Below are 21,078 nucleotides of genomic sequence, written 5' to 3' on the forward strand. Positions count from 1 at the left end.
CGAGTCGCCCGGACAGGCAGCCACCAGTGACCGGCTCTTGTCGGAAGCGAAATCATGCCTGCCAGTGATTTGACATTCCATCACTCGCCGCTAATTCACACTTGAAATCGAAGGAAACAGTGAATGAATACTGCGGCACCTGCCACGAAAGCTCGGACCGGCGTGTCCGGTTTGGATACAGTTCTGGCGGGGGGCCTTTCGCCGGGCCACGTGTTTCTCCTGGAAGGAAACCCGGGAGCGGGGAAGACGACGATCGCGCTGCAGTTTCTGATCGAAGGTGCACGGCTCGGCGAGCAGGGGCTCTACATAACCCTTTCAGAGACCGAGAGCGAACTCCGAGCCGGGGCCGCATCGCATGGCATGGTGATCGATGGCAATATCGAGATCTTCGAGGTCGTGCCTCCGGAAAGCCTGCTGGATGCCGACCAGCAGCAAAGCCTGCTTTATTCATCAGATCTTGAACTCGGAGAGACGACAAAGGAAATCTTTGCCGCTTTCGAGCGGGTCAAGCCACGTCGCGTGGTTCTCGACAGTCTGTCGGAGATCAGGCTGCTCGCACAAAGCTCACTACGCTACCGCCGGCAGATCCTCGCGCTCAAGCACTATTTTGCCCGGCAGGGCGCGACAGTCCTTCTGCTCGATGATCTGACCTCCGACGTGCTCGACAAGACGGTGCACAGCGTTGTTCACGGCGTGATCCATCTCGAAGAGATGGCGCCGAACTACGGCTCCGAACGCCGACGTCTAAGGGTCATAAAATATCGCGGTCAGGCCTTCCGAGGCGGTTATCACGATTTCATCATCCAGACTGGCGGCGTTATCGTCTTTCCGCGGCTCGTCGCCGCCGAACACAGGTCGAGCTACACCCGCGATCAGATTTCCTGCAATATTGCGGAACTGGACCTTCTTCTGGGAGGTGGCCTCGAGCGAGGTTCCAGCACACTCATCCTTGGTCCTGCCGGCACCGGCAAAAGCACTTTCTCGTTTCAATTCCTGGTGGCTGCGGTCGCGCGCGGCGAGAAAGTGGCGGCCTTCATTTTTGACGAGGAGCTGGGCCTGCTCTTCACGCGGCTGAAGGCGCTCGCAATAGATCTCGAAGCAATGCGGGACGCCGGTCATATCCACATCGAACAGCTCGATGCCGCCGAACTGTCGCCGGGCGAATTTGCCCACCGCGTGCGCAGCTGCGTCGACAAGTCGGATGCGAAAACCGTTATCATCGACAGTATCAATGGTTATCAGGCTTCGATGCCGGATGAGAATTCGCTGATCCTTCATATGCATGAGCTGCTGCAATATTTGAACAGGCAAGGCGCCAACACCTTTCTCACCGTTGCCCAGCACGGGCTGGTCGGTGACATGAAAGCCCCTGTCGACGTCACCTATCTCGCAGATACCGTCATTCTGCTGCGTTACTTCGAGGCTGCGGGAAAGGTGCGGCGGGCAGTCTCGGTGATCAAGAAGAGGACCGGCTTTCACGAGGATACCATCCGCGAGTATCGTATCGACGCCTCCGGGTTGAGGTTTGGAGATCCTCTCGTCGGGTTCCAGGGCGTGCTTCGCGGCGTTCCCGAATTTATCGCGACCTCAACGCCGCTCCTAAAGACCGATGGCGGGGACAGCGGCAATTCCTAATTCCGGAAAACCGAAAGCATTGATCTACACCCCCGCCGGTCGTGATGCCTGGGTGGCGAGATCGTTGGTCGATGAGGCCGGATTGGCATCGATTGCTGCCACCGACCTGTCTATGTTCGCGTCATCGCTCAGCGACGACGTTGCGCTTGGCGTCTTGACGGAAGAGGCCGTTCGCTCGAGCGATCTCAAACCGATCGCCGCCTGGGTTTCAGCACAGCCGAGCTGGTCGGACCTGCCGTTCATCGTTCTCACCCAACGCGGCGGGGGACCTGAACGAAATCCGGCCGCTGCCAGGCTTTCCGAGGTTCTTGGCAACGTCACTTTCCTGGAAAGGCCGTTCCATGCGACCTCCTTCATCAGCGTTGCCCGGACCGCATTGAAGGGGCGCCTGCGCCAATATGAAGCGCGAGCCCGGCTCGAGGCTCTGGGCGAAGGAGAGCGACGGTTGCAGACGGCGCTTGCCGCCGGTCGTCTCGGGGCGTGGGAGCTGGAGCTGTCCTCGATGGCCTTGTCGGCCTCGGCGACCTGCAAAGCGGTCTTCGGCCGAAAGCCGGATGATGATGTCACGCGCGACGATCTGATCGCAAGCATTCACCCCGACGACCGGGACCTTGTGCTGGCACGCCTGCGCCAGACGATCGATACCGGACGCGACTATTCGATCGAGCACAGGACGATCTGGCCGGATGGATCACTGCATTGGACCGAGGTCCATGCGCAGCTTTATTCCGACAGATATGGTTCCGCCAGGAAGCTCGTCGGCGTCTGCTCCGATACTACCGTCCGCAAGACCATCGAGGAAAATCTGAGGCGGCTCAATGAAAACCTCGAAGAGCGCGTGAGGGAACGGACCAAAGAGGTCAACGCCGCTCACCAGACCCTGCTTGAGGAAGTCGCCCAGCGTGAAAGAGCCGAGGAGCAGCTTCGCCAATCGCAAAAGATGGAGGCGATCGGCCAACTGACCGGCGGCGTCGCCCACGATTTCAACAATCTGCTGATGGTCGTTCTCGGAAATCTGGAGCTGCTCGGCAAGCACGTTGGCGGAGATGCCAAAGCGACGCGTCTGGTCGACGGGGCTATCCAGGGCGCGCGGCGCGGGGCGGCGCTGACGCAGCGGCTGCTGGCTTTTGCCAGACAGCAGGATCTGCAGGTCAAGCCCATCGATCTGGCCGAGCTGGTCTCCGGCATGAACGACCTGTTGCGGCGCTCGGTCGGATCCTCGATCAGCATCGAAACCATCCTGCCGGCGACGCTGCCACCGGCGCTGATCGACGCGAACCAACTCGAGTTGGCGCTGCTCAACCTCGCGGTCAATGCCCGCGATGCGATGCCGGATGGCGGGACCCTGTCCATATCGCTGCGCGAGGAGCAGGTGCCCGGCGATGACGGCGCTCTCGGCGAGGGGGCCTATCTGGTGCTGGCGGTGGCCGACAGTGGCACCGGCATGGATGCGGAGACGCTGAAGAAGGCGATCGATCCGTTTTTCTCGACCAAGGAACTCGGAAAGGGCACGGGCCTAGGCTTATCGATGATCCACGGACTGGCCGTTCAGCTCAATGGTGCACTTCGTCTGACCAGCGAGCTTGGAGTGGGAACGACCGCCGAGCTGTGGCTTCCGGCGACGGAACGGCGCCCCGAGCGGGCGATCGAAGCGGAATTGCCCGTTCCGCAAGCTGCGTCCAGACTGAAGATACTTCTGGTCGACGACGATGCCTTGATCGCCATGAGTTCGGTCGACATGCTTGAAGATCTCGGCCACGAGGTCGTCGAAGCAAATTCCGGCTCGCAGGCACTGGAACTGATCAGCAGCGGCCAGCATTTCGACCTTGTCATCACCGATTATTCGATGCCTGGCATGACCGGCGCACAGCTTGCCCAGGCCGCGCGGGACATTCATCCGGGGTTACCGATCGTGCTGGCGACAGGTTACGCCGATCTTCCTGCCGGCACCGATATCGATCTTCCGAGATTGGCAAAGCCCTATGATCAGGCTCAGCTCGCCAAGGAAATCGCCAAGGCGATGGCAAGCGAAACGGTTCCGCTTCTTAGATCCGGCGGCAACGCAGGTGGTTCAAAGCCTCGCCTGTCCAAGGCCAACGATGTCAGCGATGAAATCGGCGATGGCGCCTGTGTCGTCTAGATCGAAGACCGGCAGGGCCGTATAGGTGACGGCATGATCGGCGGCGATGGCGCAGATATGGGGATCGCTCGGCGCCAACGGTTCGCGATTTGCCGCTTCCAGGCGGCGGGCCTCGATCTTCGGGATCGGCTCGCGCTTGTAACCTTCGATCAGCACGAGATCGCAGGGGGCGAGGCGGGCGAGGATCTCTTCGAACTCAGGTTCGGGGGCGCCGCGCAGCTCGTGCATGATGGCGTAGCGGGTGCCGGAGACGATGGTGACCTCGTGGGCGCCGGCCTGGCGATGGCGGTAGCTGTCGGCCCCGACCTTGTCGATGTCGAAATCATGATGGGCGTGCTTGATCGTCGAGATCCTGTAACCGCGGCGGGTGAACTCCGTCACTAGCCGGACGGCGAGACCCGTCTTGCCCGAGTTCTTCCAGCCGGCGATGCCGAAGATTTTCGGTGCAGTCATACGCGAAGGGCCTCCAGCCAGCGTTCCGCCTCGACGAGATCGTCGGGCGTGTTGATGTTGAAGAAGGGGTCGAGCAGGCTGGCGCGGGTCGGATGCAGCGGAAACGCCACTTCCATAACGTCATGCCGCAACAGGAAGTCGCGCACACGGCGCTTCTCGTCGGTGGCGATCCAGGCTTCGAGATCGGCGGCCAGCGTCACCGGCCAGAGCCCGAAGACCGGATGGCTGCGGCCTTCGGAGGTGGCAATTGCGATCTGCGACGCGTGCTCGACCGCGGCCGCCAGCCGGGCGACGAGATCGGTCGGGAAGAACGGGCAATCCACCGAGACGGTGACGACATGGGTGATCGAGGGCAGACCGGCGGCATAGACCATGGCGGCATGGATACCGGCCATCGGCCCGGCCTTGCCGGGAAAACGGTCGGGAATGACAGGCACACCCTCGGCGGCGGCATCGGCATTGACGGCAACATGGAAAGTTTGCTGCGAGAGGCGGGTCAGCACATGGCGGAGCAGGCTCTCGGCCCCAAGCATCACGCCTGCCTTGTCGCGGCCCATGCGCTGCGAACGGCCGCCGGCCAATACGACGCCCGCTATATGAGATTTATCCAACGAGAATTGAGCCATCATCCTTCCTCAAACCGGCGCACGCGGCGCGGATTCCTGCGCAATCGGCGACACACGGCGCTTGGCCTCACGATAGAACGTATAGAGGCCGGAGGCGATGACGATCGCAGCCCCGACGAGCGTCCAGCTGTCAGGCACTTCCGCGAAGAAAAAGAAGCCGAGCACAGAAGAGAAGATCAGGCTGGTATAGCGGAACGGCGCGACGAAAGAGATTTCGCCGGTGCGCATGGCGAGGATGACCGACTGGTAGCCGACGAGCACCAGCACCGATGCGAGTACGAGATGCCCAAGTGCTGCGGCGCTGACCGGCTGCCAGCCGCCGAGCACCGGGATGAGCAGCGCGCCGAAGAAGGAGGCTGATATGGCGGTGATGACGGTTATCATCAGCGAGGGAATCTCCGGACTGATGCTACGGGTGGCGAGATCGCGGCCGGCCGTCGTCAGCACCGCGGCGACGCAGAGGAGGGCGGCGGCGGTGAATCCTTCAGGGCCGGGACGGATAATGATCATCACGCCGACGAGGCCGACAAGGATCGCCGACCAGCGCCGCCAACCGACCGGCTCGCCGAAGAAGAGGGCAGCGCCGAAGGTGACGACCAGCGGCAGCGACTGCAGGATCGCCGAGGCATTGGCGATCGGCATCATGCCGAGCGCGGTGATATAGGTGACGGCGGAGAGCGTCTCACAGATGATCCTGAAGATGATCATCGGCTGCAGCATGATGCGCCAGGAGCGCAGCGCGCCCATTTTCCAGGCGATCAGATAGACGAGCAGGCTGGTGAAGAGGCCGCGCAGGAACATGATCTCGCCGGCGTTCATATAGGCGATCACCGATTTGGATAGAGCGTCGCTTGCAGAAAAGCCGGCCATCGCCATGCTCATATAGATGGCGCCCTCAGTATTGCGTGACCGCGGCATGAAGAGATTCCCGTTACCTGTGCGCCCCTTTTAGTCGCGAAGATGCATGAAGGGAATCGGATGAATGTCACACCAGCCATAAATCGATGATGCGGTGCACAATGGCGCTGATGTCAACGCAGGCGTGTGGGTGGAGGTCCAGGCAAATCTCCGTTTTATAAGCTGAATTCCGACAGTTCCGACGCCGTAATCAAGGCGTCGATGAGGACGCGCCGTCGCACTGCCGGTTCGGCCATAGGCATTTTTCTCTTCCTGCGCGGGAAACGGGTGGCTGCATCGCCTGATGTTTGAGCATCTCAGATCTCGCAACAACCCAGGAGAGACCGATATGACACTTCTCAAAGACAAGATCGCCATCATCACCGGCGCAAGCTCCGGCATCGGCCTCGCGGCGGCGAAACTCTTTGCGCGGCAAGGCGCCAAGCTCGTGGTCACCGGCCGGCGACAGGACGCGCTCGGTGCCGTCATCGCGGAAATCGAGGCGGAGGGCGGTCAGGCCGTCGCCATATCAGGCGATGTCAGGGATGAGGCGCTGCAGGCAAGGCTCGTCGAAACGGCGGTCTCGCGCTTCGGTGGGCTCGACATCGCCTTCAACAATGCCGGCATCCTCGGTGAGATGGGGCCGGTCGCCGGGCTGTCGCTGGAGGGCTGGCGCGAGACGATCGAGACCAATCTCACCGCCGCCTTCCTCGGCGCCAAACACCAGTCGGCGGCGATGGCAAAAGGCGGCGGATCGCTGATCTTCACCTCGACTTTCGTCGGCCACACCGTCGGCATGCCTGGCATGGCCGCCTATGCGGCGAGCAAGGCGGGGCTGATCGGCTTCGTGCAGGTGCTCGCCGCTGAACTCGGAGCGCAGAAGATCCGCGTCAACGCACTGCTTCCCGGCGGCACCGACACACCCGCCAGCATCACCAACGCGCCTGATGCCACGCCGGAGGTGCTCGCCTTCGTGGAGGGGCTGCATGCGCTGAAACGCATGGCGCAACCCGAAGAGATCGCCAATGCGGCGCTTTTCCTCGCCTCCGACATGTCGAGCTTCGTGACCGGCACGGCGATGCTGGCAGATGGTGGGGTTTCGATCAGCCGAACATAGGGGCAGGAAATAGGGTGTGCTGTGGCAACCAGCCGTGCGCGTCTGGGACCCAGCCACCCGCCCTCGTCCTTCGAGGCTGCGGCCTGCGGCCTGCGTGCCTCAGGATGAGGGCTGGTCCGTGTGCCATGCCGCTGCGCTTCCCGTTGAACCAGGTCGCAACCTCTCTCCAGCCTCATCCTGAGGTGCCCCGCAGGGGCCTCGAAGGACGGGGCTGGCCGCTTTGCGCAGATCAGGCGACTTCGCGTATGTCTTTTGCCGCCTGGCGGTCGAGATAGGCGACCAGGTCCTCGATGGTGACGAGGGGGAGGTTGTGGCGTTCGGCGAAGAGCGTGAGTTCGGGCAGGCGGGACATGGTTCCGTCGTCGTTGGCGACTTCGCAGATGACGCCGGCGGGGATCCGTCCGGCGAGGCGGGCGAGATCGACGGCGGCTTCGGTGTGGCCGGGGCGGCCGAGCACGCCGCGGGGGTTGGAGCGCAGCGGGAAGATATGGCCGGGGCGGGCGAATTCGGCGGGCTTTGCGCGATCGTCGACCAGGGCGCGGACGGTGGCGGCGCGGTCGGCAGCCGAGATACCGGTCGTCGTGCCCTTGAGATAATCGACCGAGACCGTGAAGGCGGTTTTGTGCGATTCCGTGTTGTTGGGCACCATGAGCGGAATATCGAGCGCATCGAGACGCTCGCCTTCCATGGCGATGCAGACGAGTCCACGGGCGTGGGTCATCATGAAGGCGATTGCCTCAGGGGTGACGGCATCGGCCGCGACCACGATATCACCTTCATTTTCCCGGTTCTGGTCGTCGACGACGACGACCATCTTGCCGCTGGCAATGGCTGATATGGCATCTTCGATTGTTGCGATAGTCATGCTGTCTGGCCTTTCAAGGGTTATGTCAGCTGACTGACATGGTCTGCTCGGCTCAGTCCGTGAGCGAGCCTTCTGCCCTTGGGCGAACAAACGTCGGCCGACTCCGGGATGGAGTGCGACTGCCCGTGTTGTCCTCTTCCATCCGGACTATACCGTCGGCTCCGGCATCTCACCGGATCTGCTGACCTTCCGACAGGAGGTGCCGGAAGCGCTCGCGGGCTCCAGGATTGCTCCTGATACCGCCGGTGGGGAATTACACCCCGCCCTGAGAACACTTCAAAGATAGGATCAAAAACAGGCGGATGGCAAGGTCACTCGACCAGGCAAAAATGCAAAGCTGCCCTGACGCCGATGGACACACTGTTCACACGGAGGCGACGACCGTGTCGCCTTCCGCACTTCGCTGGTGGTTTGCTCTTTGTTCGATGCATGTCGTTGTCCCAAAACCGCTACGCAATTTTGGGCGCCTGCATCAGGACATGATCAGGCCGCCGTCGACATTGATCGTCTGGCCGGTGATATAGGCGGCGTCATCGCTGGCGAGGAAGGTCACCAGGCCTGCGACATCTTCCCCAGAGCCGGCCCGTTTCATCGGGATGCCCTCGACCCATTCCTTCATCAGCTCGCCGGGGGCGTAGTTGCCGAGCAGCTTGCCCCAGGCCTGGTCGTTATAGGCCCACATGTCGGTCTCGATGATGCCGGGGCAGAAGGCGTTGACGGTGATCTTCTCGGTCGCGACTTCCTTGGCCAGGCTCTGGGTGATGCCGACGACCCCCATTTTCGAGGCGGCATAATGCGGGGTGTAGATGAAGCCGTCGCGCGCCTGGCCGGAAGCGGTGTTGATGATGCGGCCGCCGCGCTTGTGCTTGCGCATTCGTGATATTGCCTCCTGGGCGCAGAGGAAGACGCCCTTGGTGTTGACGGCCATGACCTTGTCCCACTCGTTTTCGGTCAGGTCCTCGACGCGGGCGATGGTGATGACGCCAGCATTCTGGATCGAAACGTCGACCGAGCCGAATTCCTTCTCGGCGGCATCGTAGAGGGCGGTGACGCTTGCCTTGTCGGTGACATCGCCGATGAAGGAGATCGCCTTGCCGCCTTCGGCCCGGATCTGTTCGGCGACGCCGTGGACCAGGTCCTCATTGGCCGAGACGACGAGATTGGCGCCTTCTTTCGCGAAGCGTTTGGCGATCGCCGCTCCGATGCCGCGGCTACCCCCGGTAATGACGACAGTCTTCTGCTCAAAGCGTTTCATGCTCTTTCCTTGTCCGTCGATAAACAGCAAATCTGGGTGCGACCTACCATGCGATCATTATTGGAGATCAAACGGTTGTCGCGAATTCAGGCAGTCTAGAGCGCCGATGACGATCCGAGCCCTCGGTCCGTTCGACAACCCGTTCGATCAGCGTGAAGGGCGGGCAAGACGGCGATATCGCACGCCGTCTTGCCCGTTGGTCCCTTCAGCGCCTCGATCTCAGCCAGGGAGGAAGCGAGATCGGTCACTTTCCAGCAGCGGCAATGAGCTTTCTCATCACCAGCAGCAGAAACCGCCGTCGACGAGAAGATCGACGCCGGTCACGAAACTTGCTGCATTCGACAGCAGAAACACCGCCGGGCCTACCATCTCGTCCACCGCTGCCATGCGCTGCATCGGCGTCTGCTCTTCGAAGAGCTTGGTCTGGTGGACCATCTCCGGACGGGTGTTCATGGGCGTTGCCGTGTATCCGGGGGAGATGGTGTTGACGCGAATGCCGCGGTCGACCCATTCCATCGCCATGGACTTCGACATATGGATGACGCCCGCCTTGGAGGCGTTATAGTGCGCTTGGCTCAGCCCGCGATTTACGATCACGCCGGACATGGAAGCGATGTTGACGATGGAGCCGCGTCCATTCTTGAGCATGGCGCGAGCCTCGGCCTGGCAGGAAAGAAAGACACCTTTCAGGTTGATATCCATCAACGTCTGATATTGGTCCTCCTCCATCTCTTCCGCGGCGTTCGCGTTAGCGATGCCTGCCGCGTTGACTGCAAGCGTCAGCGTGCCGAGATCGGCTTCGGTCCGTGCTATTGCCTCTCCAAGGGAAGATTTGCTGGTGACATCCGCCGCGATCTGGATCGAGCGGCGGCCGGCGGCGCGAATATGTTCAGCCGTCTTGGCCAGCCCGTCGTCGGTTCGGCGGTCGAGCAGCGCCACGTCGGCGCCGCATTGCGCAAGGCCGATGGCAATGCGCTGCCCAATGCCGCTCCCGGCTCCTGTAACGATGGCAACCTGGCCGCTGAGATCGAAAAGCTTCGGGGCGTTCAGAGTGATGTCGGACACCGCTCTTCCTTTCTGTCTGTTTAGATGGTGGCTAGCTCCATGACCGAAACGTCATTTGCCTGGTCACGATTGAGAATGCCTGCCTGTTTGCCTTGCGCAAGCACGAGAATGCGATTGGAGACTCCGAGAACTTCCTCGAGGTCCGAGCTTACGACGATGACCGCCACGCCCCGTTTGGCAAGATTGACGATGATGTCGTAGATACCGGCTCGGGCGCCGACGTCGATGCCTCTCGTCGGTTCGTCGAGCACGACGACCTTAGGATCGCGCATCAGCCATTTCGCGATGACCACCTTCTGCTGGTTGCCGCCGGACAGGTCCGAGGCATATTGCTCCGCACGGCCCTTCACGCCGAACTTGGCCACTGCCTTCTCCGCAAACGAGCGCTTGACGCTCGGCGTAATCCAACGCCCGCCCAGCTTGTCGAGATTGGCGTAGATAATGTTCTCGCCGATCCGGTGCCCGACAACGAGGCCTTGCTCCTTGCGGTCTTCCGGAACCATCACGATGCCCTTGGCGATCGCGTCCGCCGGATCGCGCAGCCTGAGTTCTTCGCCTTCCAGCTTGATCGAACCTGCACTGATTGGGTCCGCGCCCGAAATGGCGCGGACAAGTTCCGTGCGGCCGGCGCCGACCAGTCCGGCGATTCCGAGAATTTCCCCGGCGCGCACATCGAAGGTAACGTCGCGGAATGAGTTGTCCGGCGAGCACAGCCCCGACACCTGGAGTACTGGATGCTCTGTCGGAACCGGCAGGGCAGGGAACAAGCGGTCAAGCGGGCGTCCGACCATGCTCTCGACGATCGTTCGCACCGGTGTCGCGCTGTCGGAGAATTCCTGCACGCGCTCGCCATCGCGAAGAACGACGATCCGATCGGTTATTCGCTTGATCTCTTCCATGCGGTGGGAAATGTAGACGATGCCGACACCTTCTGAGCGAAGCTTCCGAACCTGTTCGAAAAGAGCTTCCGTCTCCGCGCCGCCAAGGGCGGCCGTCGGCTCATCGAGGATCAGCAGCTTTGCATTGAGAGCCAGCGCCTTGGCGATCTCGATGAGTTGCTGATTTGCCGTGGAAAGGCCGGCGACCGTCCGCGTTGCAGGGATGTGAAGGTTCAAGCGAGCGAGCTGGTCCTGGGCCCGGCGAACCATCTGGGCGCGGTCGACGACGCCGTTCTTCATCGGCCAACGTCCGATGAAGACGTTTTCCGCGATCGACAGCTGCGGCAGAAGCTGCAGCTCCTGATGGATCAGGACAACGCCCTTGTCGATCGCTTCCCTTGGGGTGGCCGGGGCATAAGGCTGCCCCAGCCATGTCATTGATCCTTCGGACGGCGTGCGTGACCCGGCGATAATGCCCGATAGCGTTGACTTGCCTGCGCCGTTTTCACCGAGAAGTGCAACCACTTCGCCGGGATAAACGTCCAAGCTGACATTCTTCAGAACCTGGAGCGGCCCATACCATTTGGATATGCCCCTCAGGGAAAGAACTGGATCAGTCACGGCACACCTCCTCAAGACATCAACTTCATTACGGATGGTTGGCGATGAAGCCTGCGACGTTTTCCTTGGTTGTCAGCGTGGCATCCAGGAGCTGGACCGGCGGCACCTTTTCTCCGGCGACAAGCTTGGCGGCGTTTTCAACCGCGTCGCGGCCCATCTTCTGCGTCTGCTGGGTCGCCGTTACGTTGAAGACACCCTTGCTGAGCGCTTCGAGAGCTGCTGTGTCACCATCGAAGCCGCCAACCACGATCTTCTGGGAAGGATTGGCGACCTTGATCGCCTGCGCGGCGCCAAGGGCAAGGCCGTCGGCCTGGGCGAACACGATCGAAACGTCCGGATTTGCCTGCAGCATATTCTGCATGATCTGGAATCCTTCGTCCTGGCTCCAGATGTTCGAGAACTGCTCGGCGACAACCTTGACGTCCGGATATGCCTTGAGAGATTCAGCGCAACCCTTCGAACGATCGACTTCCGGCGTTGTGCCCTTCTGGCCGTGGATGATGACCATCTTCCCCTTGCCGCCGGCTTCCTTCAGAATGTAGTCGCACACGGCCTTGGCAGACGCGACGGAATCCGTTGCAAGGAAGGTATCGCCCGGTGCTCCCTCGGCGTTGCGGTCAACGTTCACGACCGGAATACCAGCGCTCTTCGCGAGCTTGACCGGAACGGTCGCAGCCGCCGCACCTGCCGGAATGTAGATCAGCGCGTCGATCTTCTGGGTCAGGAGGTCCTGGATCTGGTTGACCTGCGTCGGCCCGTCGCCCTTTGCGTCGACCGTGATGACTTCGATGCCGCGCTTCTTGGCTTCGGCTTCGACGGATTGTTTGATCTGGTTGAAGAAGTTTGCCTGAAGGTTGGCAACGGCCAAGCCGAGCTTCTTCAGTTCCGCCGCGTGTACTGGGCCGAGCATGAGACCGAGCAGGGCGGCAGACGCGAGCATGGTGCGCGCTATTTTCATTGTATTTCCTCCGTTGTTTGATGGAACCCTCGGGTATGTCCTCCCCCTCGGGGTATTGATCCGCCCCAAACCCTTGGAGCGGAATTCCTGGTCCGCCGACGCGGCGGACCCCGCTCGTCAGGCGCGACGCCGACGAATAGTCTCCGCGCCGACCGCGAGCACGATGACGATGCCGATGATCACTTGCTGCAGGAACGGCGAGACGTTGAGAAGATTGAGCCCGTTGCGAAGGACGCCGATGATAAGAACGCCGATCAGTGTTCCTCCGATACCGCCCGCCCCCCCCGAAAGCGAAGTCCCGCCGATGACGACTGCTGCGATGGTGTCCAATTCATAGCCCAGACCGCTGGACGGCTGGACGGAATCCAGCCTGGCGGCGAGTACGATGCCTGCGAGCCCCGCAAGGACTGAACTTGCGACGTAGACGCCAATCGTCACGAGCGGAACGTTGATACCCGCAAGGCGCGCGACTTCCGGATTTCCTCCCACCGCGTAGAGCATGCGACCTTCGGACCGGAAGTGCAGGAAAAGCCAGGCCGCAAGAACAACCGCAAGCATGAGAAACACAGTGGCTGTCAACACGCCGAAATGGCGATCGATTGCCAGCATCATGAACCAGTCGGGGAATCCGACGATCTGCTGGCCGTCCGTGATCATATTTGCGACGCCGCGAGCCGCGGACATCATCGCAAGAGTGGCAATAAAGGCTGGAACCCTGAACTGCGTCACCAGAAGTCCGACGATCAGGCCCGAAATGCCCGATGCGACCAGAGCAAAAACGATCCCGACCGGCAGCGGTAGGCCGGCGACATTCGCAGTCCAGCCCATGACCATCATCGCAAGAGCGAGTGCCGAGCCGACGGAAAGATCGATGCCGCCGATCAGAATGACAAAGGTCATTCCGACAGCCATGATGCCGAGGACAGTGATCTGATCGAGGATGTTGAGACCGTTCCGAACCGAAAGAAACGTGTCGGTGCTGAGGCTCAGGAAGACGCAGAGCAAGAGCAGCCCCACGAGCGGGCCGGTGGCTCCCTTGAGCTTGCTCAACCAGGCGCCGGACGAAAGCCCGTGTTCATTGATATCGAGCGCCACCATTGTTCCTCCCTATGCCTAGGCTGATTGCTAATTCATTCTACGAATAAATATTCACTGATGCTGGAAAATTCATTAACAAGTTGCTTTCCGGCTGTCAACAGGATTTCTAGACTTGCAACTGTTGGTGTAGCACTTAAAGGACTTGACTAATCGGTGTCTTGTGCAAAAATATTGATAAGTGAATATTTATGCATGAGAGGAATCCATGAATACGACAGAACTCGAGCGGGTCGCTCGCGAGATCCGATTGCGCGATCTCCAGGCGGTCTTTGAAGCGGGCGCCGGCCATATTGGCGGGGAAATGTCGGTCATCGACATTTTGACTGCCCTCTATTTTCGTGTGCTGAATGTCTGGCCCGATCAGCCGAAGCACCCCGGCCGCGACAGGTTCGTTCTTTCGAAGGGACATACTGCATGCGCTCTGTATGTGACGCTCGCAAAACGCGGCTTCATCCCGGAGGAAGAGATTTCCACCTTCTTGCAGCCGCATTCGAGGCTGAACGGGCATCCAAATTGCAACAAGGTTCCTGGCGTCGAAACGAATACCGGGCCGCTCGGCCACGGTCTTCCAGTCGCAATAGGAATGGCAAAAGCCGCCAAGCTCTCAGGCGCGAAATATCACACCTATGTCGTCACCGGCGACGGTGAGATGCAGGAGGGTTCCAACTGGGAAGCGATCATGGCGGCCGCGCAGTTCAAGCTCGATAACCTGACGCTGGTGATCGACCACAACAGGTTCCAGCAGGGCGCCGCCCTGGCGGAAACCAACGATCTCGCCCCGCTTCGTCCGAAGCTTGAAGCTTTCGATTGGGAAGTCACCGAGATCAATGGGAACAATATGAGCGAAGTCGTTTCAGCCCTCGAACACCGGGGATCGAGACCGCATTGCATCGTGGCCCACACCAACAAGGGGCATGGAATCTCGTTCATGCAAGACCGAGTCGACTGGCACCACAAGGTACCGAGCAAGGAACAATACGAAATCGCATTGGCAGAATTGTCGGAGGCAGTGTAATGAACGCGTCAATAAACGCATCCAAGCTCTACGATTGCCGCGACGCATTCGCCACCACGCTTGAGCGGCTGGCAGCCGAAAACGAAACGATCGTTGCCGTCTGCAACGACTCCGTGGGCTCCTCCAAGCTCGGCGGCTTCAAGGCGAAATTTGGAGAGCGCCTCGTCAATGTCGGCATCGCCGAGCAGAACATGGTGGGGGTTGCAGCAGGCCTCGCCAATGGCGGACGCCTTCCGTTCGTGTGCGCCGCCGCTCCGTTTCTAACGGGACGGTCGCTGGAGCAGATCAAGGCCGATATTTCGTATTCGAATGCCAACGTCAAGCTGGTCGGCATTTCTTCCGGAATGGCGTATGGCGAACTCGGCCCGACCCATCACTCGATCGAAGACTTCGCCTGGACGCGGGTTCTGCCTAATCTTCCGGTCATTGCGCCTTGTGACCGCATCGAAACAGCTGCTGCGGTTGAGTGGGCCGCGGCCTATAACGGCCCCTGTTTCCTGCGTCTGTCTCGCGTAGGTGTGCCTGATCTCCTTCCGGAGGGTCACAAGTTCGAACTTGGCAAGGCAAACCTCCTTCGCCAGGGTTCCGACGTCACCCTTATCGCAAACGGCACTTTGACTCATCGAATCTTAAAGGCCGCCGAGATCCTCGCAGAACGCGGCATCAACGCCAGAGTGCTCAACCTTGCAACGGTTCGTCCGATCGACGAGGAGGCCATCATCGCCGCGGCGAAGGAAACCGGAGCGATCGTCACAGCCGAAGAGCATTCGATTTTTGGCGGGCTCGGTTCCGCGGTCGCCGAAGTGGTGGTCGACAATGCTCCGGTCCCGATGAAACGTCTCGGCGTTCCCGGCGTCTACGCTCCGACCGGTTCGGCAGAGTTCCTGCTCGACGAATTCGGGATGGCGCCGTCCGCAATCGCCGACGCCGCGCAGTCGCTGATCAGGCGCAAGTAAGTGGGATGACGTGATCAGCCCGGACGCTTTTTGTCGTCCCGGCTGCCGTCTGATCTGGGGAGGATAGAATGCGGGCAATTCTGGCAATTGACCAGGGAACCACCAATTCAAAGGCAGTTCTGGTTTCCGAAAAGGGAGAAATTGTTGGCAGAGGTTCGGCTCCAGTCGGCATCACCTATCCGAAACCCGGCTGGGTCGAACAAGATCCGCACCGGCTCTACGCATCCGTCTGCGAGGCGATCGACGCCTGCCTGAAGGCCACCCCCGACGTGGCTGTCGAGGCCGTGGCGATTTCCAATCAGCGCGAGTCAGTCACTGCTTGGGACGCCGAAACGGGAGAAGCACTTGGGCCGGTGGTAAGCTGGCAGTGCCGTCGAACGGCACAGGATTGCGAACGTCTCATTGCCGAAGGCCACCTTGACCGTGTGCAGGCGCTCACGGGCCTGCCGCTGGATCCGATGTTCCCGGGTTCGAAATTCCGATGGCTGCTCGACCGTATTCCGGCCGGGCGATCGGTGCGGCTGGGAACGGTCGACAGTTGGCTCGTCCACTGCCTGACCGGCGGGCGCCGGCATGTTTGCGACGCTTCGAATGCCGCCAGGAGCCAGTTGTTCGATCTCCAGGAGCAGAGATGGAGCGAGGAACTTGGCGAGATTTTCGGCGTGGATATCGCGCTCCTCCCCGAGGTACTCGACAGCTCTGCCGACTTCGGCAGGACGCAAGGGTTGCCAGGCGTGCCGGATGGAACTCCGATCATGGCCGTGATCGGAGACAGTCATGCTGCGCTGTTCGGTCATGGAGCATTCAAGCCGGGTGATGGCAAGGTAACCTTCGGAACCGGCTCGTCTGTGATGACGACGCTTTCGCGATTTATTCCTCCACGCAACGGCGTCACAACGACCGTCGCATGGCGCCTCCATGGAAAGCCGACTTTCGCTTTCGAAGGCAATATTCTCGTTTGCGCCGCCAGTCTCCCCTGGATGGCAGGCATTCTCGGCCTTTCGGACGTGGCGGCCCTTGTCGAACTTGCGGCGAGCGCCGAACCGGGCGGACCGGGCTTCGTGCCAGCATTCGTGGGACTGGGCGCACCCTATTGGAATTCCGACGCCCGTGCCCTGTTTTCCCAGATCAACTTCAATACGACACGTGCACAAATGGCGCGGTCGGTCACCGACTCGATCGCCCTCCAGGTGCACGACGTGATCGCCGCCATGCGAGCACAAAGCGGCGGCGAGCTCGGGGCGCTCTATGTAGACGGCGGACCGAGCCAAAACCGCTTCCTGATGCAATGTGTCTCGAACCTCATCGAACATCCCGTGATCCAATGCGAAGCACCCGAGGCGTCGGCTTTGGGGGCCGCATATCTCGCGGGTCTCTCACTTGGCCTGTGGAGCGATCTTCAGGTTATCGCAGAGCTGCCCCGCAGCTCACATATCATTGACCCGGAACCCGTGGATCGAGTGGTGCTTCTGGATACTTGGAATGATGCACTTGCCCGCTCGACGGCACGCGAAACAACGGCTAATGATGAATAAAAATTCACCCTAGGATTAGCGATGACTCGCCTCAATGAACTCCGCCTCATCTCACGGGTCGCCCAAATGTACCACTTAGAGGGACGGCGACAGGCGGAGATCGCAGAGCACCTTCGCCTGTCGCAGGCGACGGTGTCGCGCATGCTCAAGCGTGCCGAGGCCGAAGATATTGTGCGAACCAGCGTGACCCCTCCCGTTGGCACCTACAGCGAGCTTGAGAGCGCACTTCGCGAGAAATATGATTTGCCGGAGGCGATCGTCGTTGAGTGTACGGAAGATCGGGACGGAGCCATCATGGCCCGTATCGGAGAGGCAGCGGCTCATCTCTTGGAGGTAACGCTAGCGCCAGGGGAGATCATCGGCGTTTCGAGTTGGAGCCAGACCATCTCCAAGATGGTCGAGAACATTCATCCCCTGAAGAGCGCTCAGGCGAAATACGTCGTCCAAACCCTTGGAGGCATGGGCGATCCTTCAGTGCAGACGCATGCGACGCAGCTTACGACGCGGCTTGCTCGGCTGACTGGCGCTGAGCCAAAACTGCTCGCTGTGCAGGGCGTTACGACGTCCAGAGAGGCAAAATTTCTTATGCAGGCCGATCCATACGTTCGGGAGACGATGGACTTGTTCGGCAGCATAACGCTTGCGATCGTCGGAATCGGAGCAGTCGAACCGTCCGAACTTCTCGCACGGTCCGGCAACATCTTTTCGTCTCGCGAACTCTCTGATCTCGCGGAAGCGGGAGCCGTCGGCGATATCTCGCTTCGCTTCTTCGATAAAAACGGCAAGCCGGTCAAGACACCTCTGGACGACCGAGTCATAGGGCTTCCACTCGAGGATCTCGAACGGGTGGACCGGGTCATTGCTCTTGCCGGCGGGTCCAAAAAGACTGACGCGATTGCAGGCGCGCTCCGTGTGGGGGTCATCGACATGCTTGTTACGGACAAGTTTACCGCGCAGCGATTGATCAACTGATGAGGCTGGCGGTTGCCATCCTCAATGCGCTGTCCCATCCACGATCACGTGGTCGTACTCCATCGAGCATTTCTCCACCCGGGCCTCGACCCGGTAGATCTCCCGCAGCATTTCGGTGGTGACGACATCCCTTGGGGTGCCGCAGGCGTGTATGCGGCCGTTGGCGATGACGAGGACTTTGTCGGCGAAGCGAAGCGCCTGGTTGAGGTCGTGGATGGCGATCAGCACGATCATGCCTTTGGTGCGGGCCTGGCGGCGCATGAAATCGAGGACCTCGACCTGGCGGTGAAGATCGAGCGCGCTGGTCGGCTCGTCCATCAGCATGATCTCCGGCTCGCGGACCAGGGCCTGGGCGATCGAGACGAGCTGGCGTTGGCCGCCGGAGAGAGCGCCGAGATCGCGGAAGGCGATGGCGGTGATATCGAGCGCTTTCATGATTTCGTCGATGAAGCGCAGGTCGCTGTCGCTGACGGCCCAGGACTGGCCCTGCTTGCGGGCAAGCAGGATGGATTCGTAGACCGTCAGCACCGCATTTGCCGAGGTATCCTGCGGCATGTAGCCGATGGCGTTTTTCGCCTTCGAGCCTTCGACGACGACATGGCCCGGCCCCTTGAGCAGGCCGGTGATGCGCTTGAAGAGCGTCGACTTGCCGGCGGCGTTCGGGCCGATTACCGCCACGACCTCACCCGATGTCATCACCGGCGTCGTCACGTCTTCGACGAAGAGCTTGCGGCCGTGATAGGCGCCGACCGATTGCAACTGAAGCGCTACCACGACCGGCTCCTGTTCGAGAGGATGAGCGAGAAGAAGAAGGGCACGCCGACCAGCGCGGTGATGATGCCGATCGGAAAGACGACACCTGGTATGATCGACTTCGAGACGATCGAGGTCAGCGACAGCAGCAGTGCGCCTGACAGGATCGAGCCCGGCAGGAAGAAGCGCTGATCCTCGCCGAGGATCATGCGCGCAATATGCGGCCCGACGAGTCCGACGAAACCGATCGTGCCGACGAAGCTGACGGGGACTGCGGCGAGCAGCGAGACCACAAGCATAGTTTCCAGCCGGATGCGGCGGACATTAACGCCAAAGCTTGCAGCCTTGTCCTCGCCAAGGCGGATCGCCGTCAACGCCCAGGCATTGCGGGCAAAGAGCGGCAGGGCGATCAGCAGAACGGCAAGCGTTACCCAGATCTTCGGCCAGGTCGCCTTGGTGAGGCTGCCCATCGTCCAGAAGACGACAGCCGACAGCGCCTGTTCTGAGGCGAGATATTGCAGGAAGGCGAGCAACGCATTGAAGGTGAAGACCAGCGCGATGCCGAGCAGCACAACGGTCTGCACCGAGACGCCGCGGGCCTGCGAGACGAAATGGATGAAGAGCGTGGCGATCAACGCCATGATGAAGGCATTGACCGGCACCAGCAGGCCGGCTGCAACAGGCAGAAGCGGAACGCTGGTGACGATCGCAAGGGCGGCACCGAAGCTTGCCGCGGCCGATATGCCGAGCGTGAAGGGGCTGGCGAGCGGATTGGCGAGGATCGTCTGCATCTGCGCGCCGGCGACGGAGAGCGATGCGCCGACGACGATCGCCATCACCGCAACCGGCATGCGGATGTCCCAAACGACGGCCCGCACCTGATCCGAAACGGAGGAGGGGTCGAGGAGGGCGGCGACGACTTCACTGAGACTATAGCGGGCCGGGCCCCAGGCGAGATCGACCGCAAAGAACAGGCAGAGTGCAGCCGTCATGGCGACAAGGATCAGCAACTTGCGCCGGGCGAGGGCGCGATAGCGCTCCCTCCCGGCTGCGGCTTCGATCGATATGGCTGCGATCTCTGCCATCTCGGATTACTGACCCGCCTTGGCATCGACCCAGTAACCTGGCTGATAGGCGACCGGCAGGAATTTTTCGTGGAATTCGTTGAAGGTGGCATCGGGATCGAGATCGGCAAAGAGGTTCGGATGGAACCACTTGGCCAGCTGCTGGACGGCGACGAACTGGTAGGGGCTGGTATAAAACTGGTGCCAGATCGCGTGGACATTGCCGCCAGCAACCGCCCTGGAGCCGGTGAAGGCAGGGTTTTCCATCAGCGTGTTCAGCGCCTTGCGGCTGTCGTCGAAGGTGGCTGCCGCATTCGGGCCGACATTCACAAAGTCCTTGGCATTCTCGGTCTGGCTCCAGTTGGAGCCGGTGACGACGATGACGTCAGGATTGGAGGCGACAACCTGTTCGGCATTGATCGAGCCGGTATAGCCAGGCAGGAAATCGGAGCCGAGATTGTGGCCGCCGGCCCAATCGACCATCAGGCCGAAATTGTCGGGGCCGAAGGTGCCGCAGCATTCGACCAGGCCTGCGGCGCGGTACATGAAGACATTCGGCTTCGGCGGATTGGCCGCCTTGAGCTTGTCGGTCACGCGGGCCAGCTGCTCTTTCCAGAAGGCGGCGACGGCTTCGGCGCGGTCTTCATGGCCGAAAATCTGGCCGAGGATCTTCAGGCTCGGCTCGGTGTTGGCAAGGATGTGCTCGCGGAAATCGATATAGACGATCTTTACGCCGATGCCGTTCAGCATGTCCTCAAGCTTCACCTCGTCAGCGGCCGCCTTGTTGCCGATCGGCAGCAGCAGCACATCGGGATGAAGCTTGACAACCGTTTCGGTCTGCAGCGTGCCGTCGGTCAGGTTGCCGAGGAAGGGCAGGTCCTTGCCCTTCGGAAACTTCTCGACATAGGCGTTGAAGCCGTCCTTGTCGGTGGTCCAGAGATCGTTGCGCCAGCCGACGATCTTGGCGAAGGGATCTCCCTTCTCGATCGGCGCGACGGCGTAGAGCATGCGGCCTTCCCCAAGGATCACACGCTCGACCGGCTTGTCGAAGGTCACTTCACGGCCGGCCACATCCTTGACGGTGAAGGATTGCGCCCAGGCCGAAAGCGGCATCAGGCTCGCCATCGCAGCCGCAGAGACTGCGAGTATTTTCACGAAATTCATCTGGAAATTCC

At 60.9% G+C, this 21,078-nt stretch carries 19 protein-coding genes and 1 riboswitch; of the genes, 7 read left to right on the forward strand and 12 right to left on the reverse strand.

Translation table 11 applies throughout. The features are described 5' to 3' along the window. Positions 1-123: 123 nt before the first annotated feature. The gene (locus ACM5SV_RS25515; RefSeq protein ID WP_222014895.1) at positions 124-1,635 is read left to right on the forward strand and encodes an ATPase domain-containing protein; all 1,512 of its coding nucleotides are present in this window, start codon (positions 124-126) and stop codon (positions 1,633-1,635) included. Beyond that, on the forward strand, positions 1,610-3,775 hold the full coding sequence (locus ACM5SV_RS25520; RefSeq protein ID WP_017994299.1) for an ATP-binding protein: 2,166 nt from the start codon (positions 1,610-1,612) through the stop codon (positions 3,773-3,775). The genes ACM5SV_RS25515 and ACM5SV_RS25520 overlap by 26 nt, the downstream gene beginning before the upstream one ends. On the opposite strand, the gene mobB is transcribed toward ACM5SV_RS25520, so the two are convergent. Genes mobB through ACM5SV_RS25535 form a run of 3 tightly spaced genes read right to left on the reverse strand, consistent with a single transcriptional unit; the run spans position 3,707 to position 5,772 of the window. Further along, positions 3,707-4,228, reverse strand: a complete 522-nt coding sequence (gene mobB / locus ACM5SV_RS25525; RefSeq protein ID WP_017994298.1) for a molybdopterin-guanine dinucleotide biosynthesis protein B — start codon at positions 4,226-4,228, stop codon at positions 3,707-3,709. The genes ACM5SV_RS25520 and mobB overlap by 69 nt on opposite strands. After that, positions 4,225-4,854 (reverse strand): molybdenum cofactor guanylyltransferase MobA, encoded by a 630-nt coding sequence (mobA, locus tag ACM5SV_RS25530; RefSeq protein ID WP_222014893.1) that lies wholly within the window; start codon positions 4,852-4,854, stop codon positions 4,225-4,227. Before mobA ends, mobB begins: the two co-directional genes overlap by 4 nt. Before the next feature lie 9 nt (positions 4,855-4,863). Further along, positions 4,864-5,772 (reverse strand): DMT family transporter, encoded by a 909-nt coding sequence (locus tag ACM5SV_RS25535; RefSeq protein WP_012757741.1) that lies wholly within the window; start codon positions 5,770-5,772, stop codon positions 4,864-4,866. A gap of 328 nt (positions 5,773-6,100) precedes the next feature. Here ACM5SV_RS25535 and ACM5SV_RS25540 point away from each other — a divergent pair, with 328 nt between their 5' ends. After that, positions 6,101-6,868 (forward strand): SDR family oxidoreductase, encoded by a 768-nt coding sequence (locus tag ACM5SV_RS25540; RefSeq protein ID WP_222014892.1) that lies wholly within the window; start codon positions 6,101-6,103, stop codon positions 6,866-6,868. Between the two features lie 229 nt (positions 6,869-7,097). Here ACM5SV_RS25540 and ribB read toward each other — a convergent pair whose 3' ends face one another. The 6 genes from ribB to ACM5SV_RS25570 form a co-directional block, all read right to left on the reverse strand. Then, a complete protein-coding gene (gene ribB, locus ACM5SV_RS25545) occupies positions 7,098-7,733 on the reverse strand; it encodes a 3,4-dihydroxy-2-butanone-4-phosphate synthase (protein WP_012757739.1) in 636 nt (211 codons plus the stop codon). A 126-nt stretch (positions 7,734-7,859) separates the two neighbouring features. Continuing rightward, positions 7,860-8,010: riboswitch (FMN riboswitch) on the reverse strand. A gap of 195 nt (positions 8,011-8,205) precedes the next feature. Beyond that, positions 8,206-8,988, reverse strand: coding sequence for a glucose 1-dehydrogenase (locus tag ACM5SV_RS25550; protein WP_017994294.1), 783 nt, complete (start codon positions 8,986-8,988; stop codon positions 8,206-8,208). 276 nt (positions 8,989-9,264) lie between these two features. Continuing rightward, entirely contained in the window at positions 9,265-10,053 is a 789-nt protein-coding gene (locus ACM5SV_RS25555; protein WP_128407320.1) for an SDR family oxidoreductase, read from the reverse strand. A 20-nt stretch (positions 10,054-10,073) separates the two neighbouring features. Continuing rightward, the gene (locus ACM5SV_RS25560) at positions 10,074-11,552 is read right to left on the reverse strand and encodes a sugar ABC transporter ATP-binding protein (protein WP_020486983.1); all 1,479 of its coding nucleotides are present in this window, start codon (positions 11,550-11,552) and stop codon (positions 10,074-10,076) included. Between the two features lie 28 nt (positions 11,553-11,580). Further along, positions 11,581-12,510, reverse strand: coding sequence for a sugar ABC transporter substrate-binding protein (locus ACM5SV_RS25565; RefSeq protein WP_003540275.1), 930 nt, complete (start codon positions 12,508-12,510; stop codon positions 11,581-11,583). A 117-nt stretch (positions 12,511-12,627) separates the two neighbouring features. After that, positions 12,628-13,608, reverse strand: coding sequence for an ABC transporter permease (locus ACM5SV_RS25570; protein WP_012757735.1), 981 nt, complete (start codon positions 13,606-13,608; stop codon positions 12,628-12,630). 205 nt (positions 13,609-13,813) lie between these two features. Here ACM5SV_RS25570 and ACM5SV_RS25575 point away from each other — a divergent pair, with 205 nt between their 5' ends. From ACM5SV_RS25575 to ACM5SV_RS25590, 4 genes are all read left to right on the forward strand, one after another. Beyond that, positions 13,814-14,623 (forward strand): transketolase, encoded by an 810-nt coding sequence (locus ACM5SV_RS25575; protein ID WP_017994289.1) that lies wholly within the window; start codon positions 13,814-13,816, stop codon positions 14,621-14,623. Further along, positions 14,623-15,579 (forward strand): transketolase family protein, encoded by a 957-nt coding sequence (locus tag ACM5SV_RS25580; RefSeq protein WP_017994288.1) that lies wholly within the window; start codon positions 14,623-14,625, stop codon positions 15,577-15,579. Before ACM5SV_RS25575 ends, ACM5SV_RS25580 begins: the two co-directional genes overlap by 1 nt. Positions 15,580-15,647: 68 nt before the next feature. Beyond that, positions 15,648-17,114: an FGGY family carbohydrate kinase gene (locus ACM5SV_RS25585; RefSeq protein WP_222014890.1), complete on the forward strand. Its 1,467-nt coding sequence runs from the start codon at positions 15,648-15,650 to the stop codon at positions 17,112-17,114. A 21-nt stretch (positions 17,115-17,135) separates the two neighbouring features. After that, entirely contained in the window at positions 17,136-18,086 is a 951-nt protein-coding gene (locus ACM5SV_RS25590; protein ID WP_017994286.1) for a sugar-binding transcriptional regulator, read from the forward strand. A gap of 21 nt (positions 18,087-18,107) precedes the next feature. Here ACM5SV_RS25590 and ACM5SV_RS25595 read toward each other — a convergent pair whose 3' ends face one another. Genes ACM5SV_RS25595 through ACM5SV_RS25605 form a run of 3 tightly spaced genes read right to left on the reverse strand, consistent with a single transcriptional unit; the run spans position 18,108 to position 21,067 of the window. After that, the gene (locus ACM5SV_RS25595; protein WP_222014889.1) at positions 18,108-18,860 is read right to left on the reverse strand and encodes an ABC transporter ATP-binding protein; all 753 of its coding nucleotides are present in this window, start codon (positions 18,858-18,860) and stop codon (positions 18,108-18,110) included. After that, entirely contained in the window at positions 18,854-19,924 is a 1,071-nt protein-coding gene (locus ACM5SV_RS25600) for a FecCD family ABC transporter permease (RefSeq protein ID WP_222014888.1), read from the reverse strand. The genes ACM5SV_RS25595 and ACM5SV_RS25600 overlap by 7 nt, the downstream gene beginning before the upstream one ends. A gap of 6 nt (positions 19,925-19,930) precedes the next feature. After that, positions 19,931-21,067 (reverse strand): ABC transporter substrate-binding protein, encoded by a 1,137-nt coding sequence (locus ACM5SV_RS25605; RefSeq protein WP_222014887.1) that lies wholly within the window; start codon positions 21,065-21,067, stop codon positions 19,931-19,933. Between the last annotated feature and the right edge of the window lie 11 nt (positions 21,068-21,078).

It is taken from the genome of Rhizobium sp. CRRU65, assembly GCF_048551595.1.
Classification (GTDB): Bacteria; Pseudomonadota; Alphaproteobacteria; order Rhizobiales; family Rhizobiaceae; genus Rhizobium; species Rhizobium leguminosarum_J.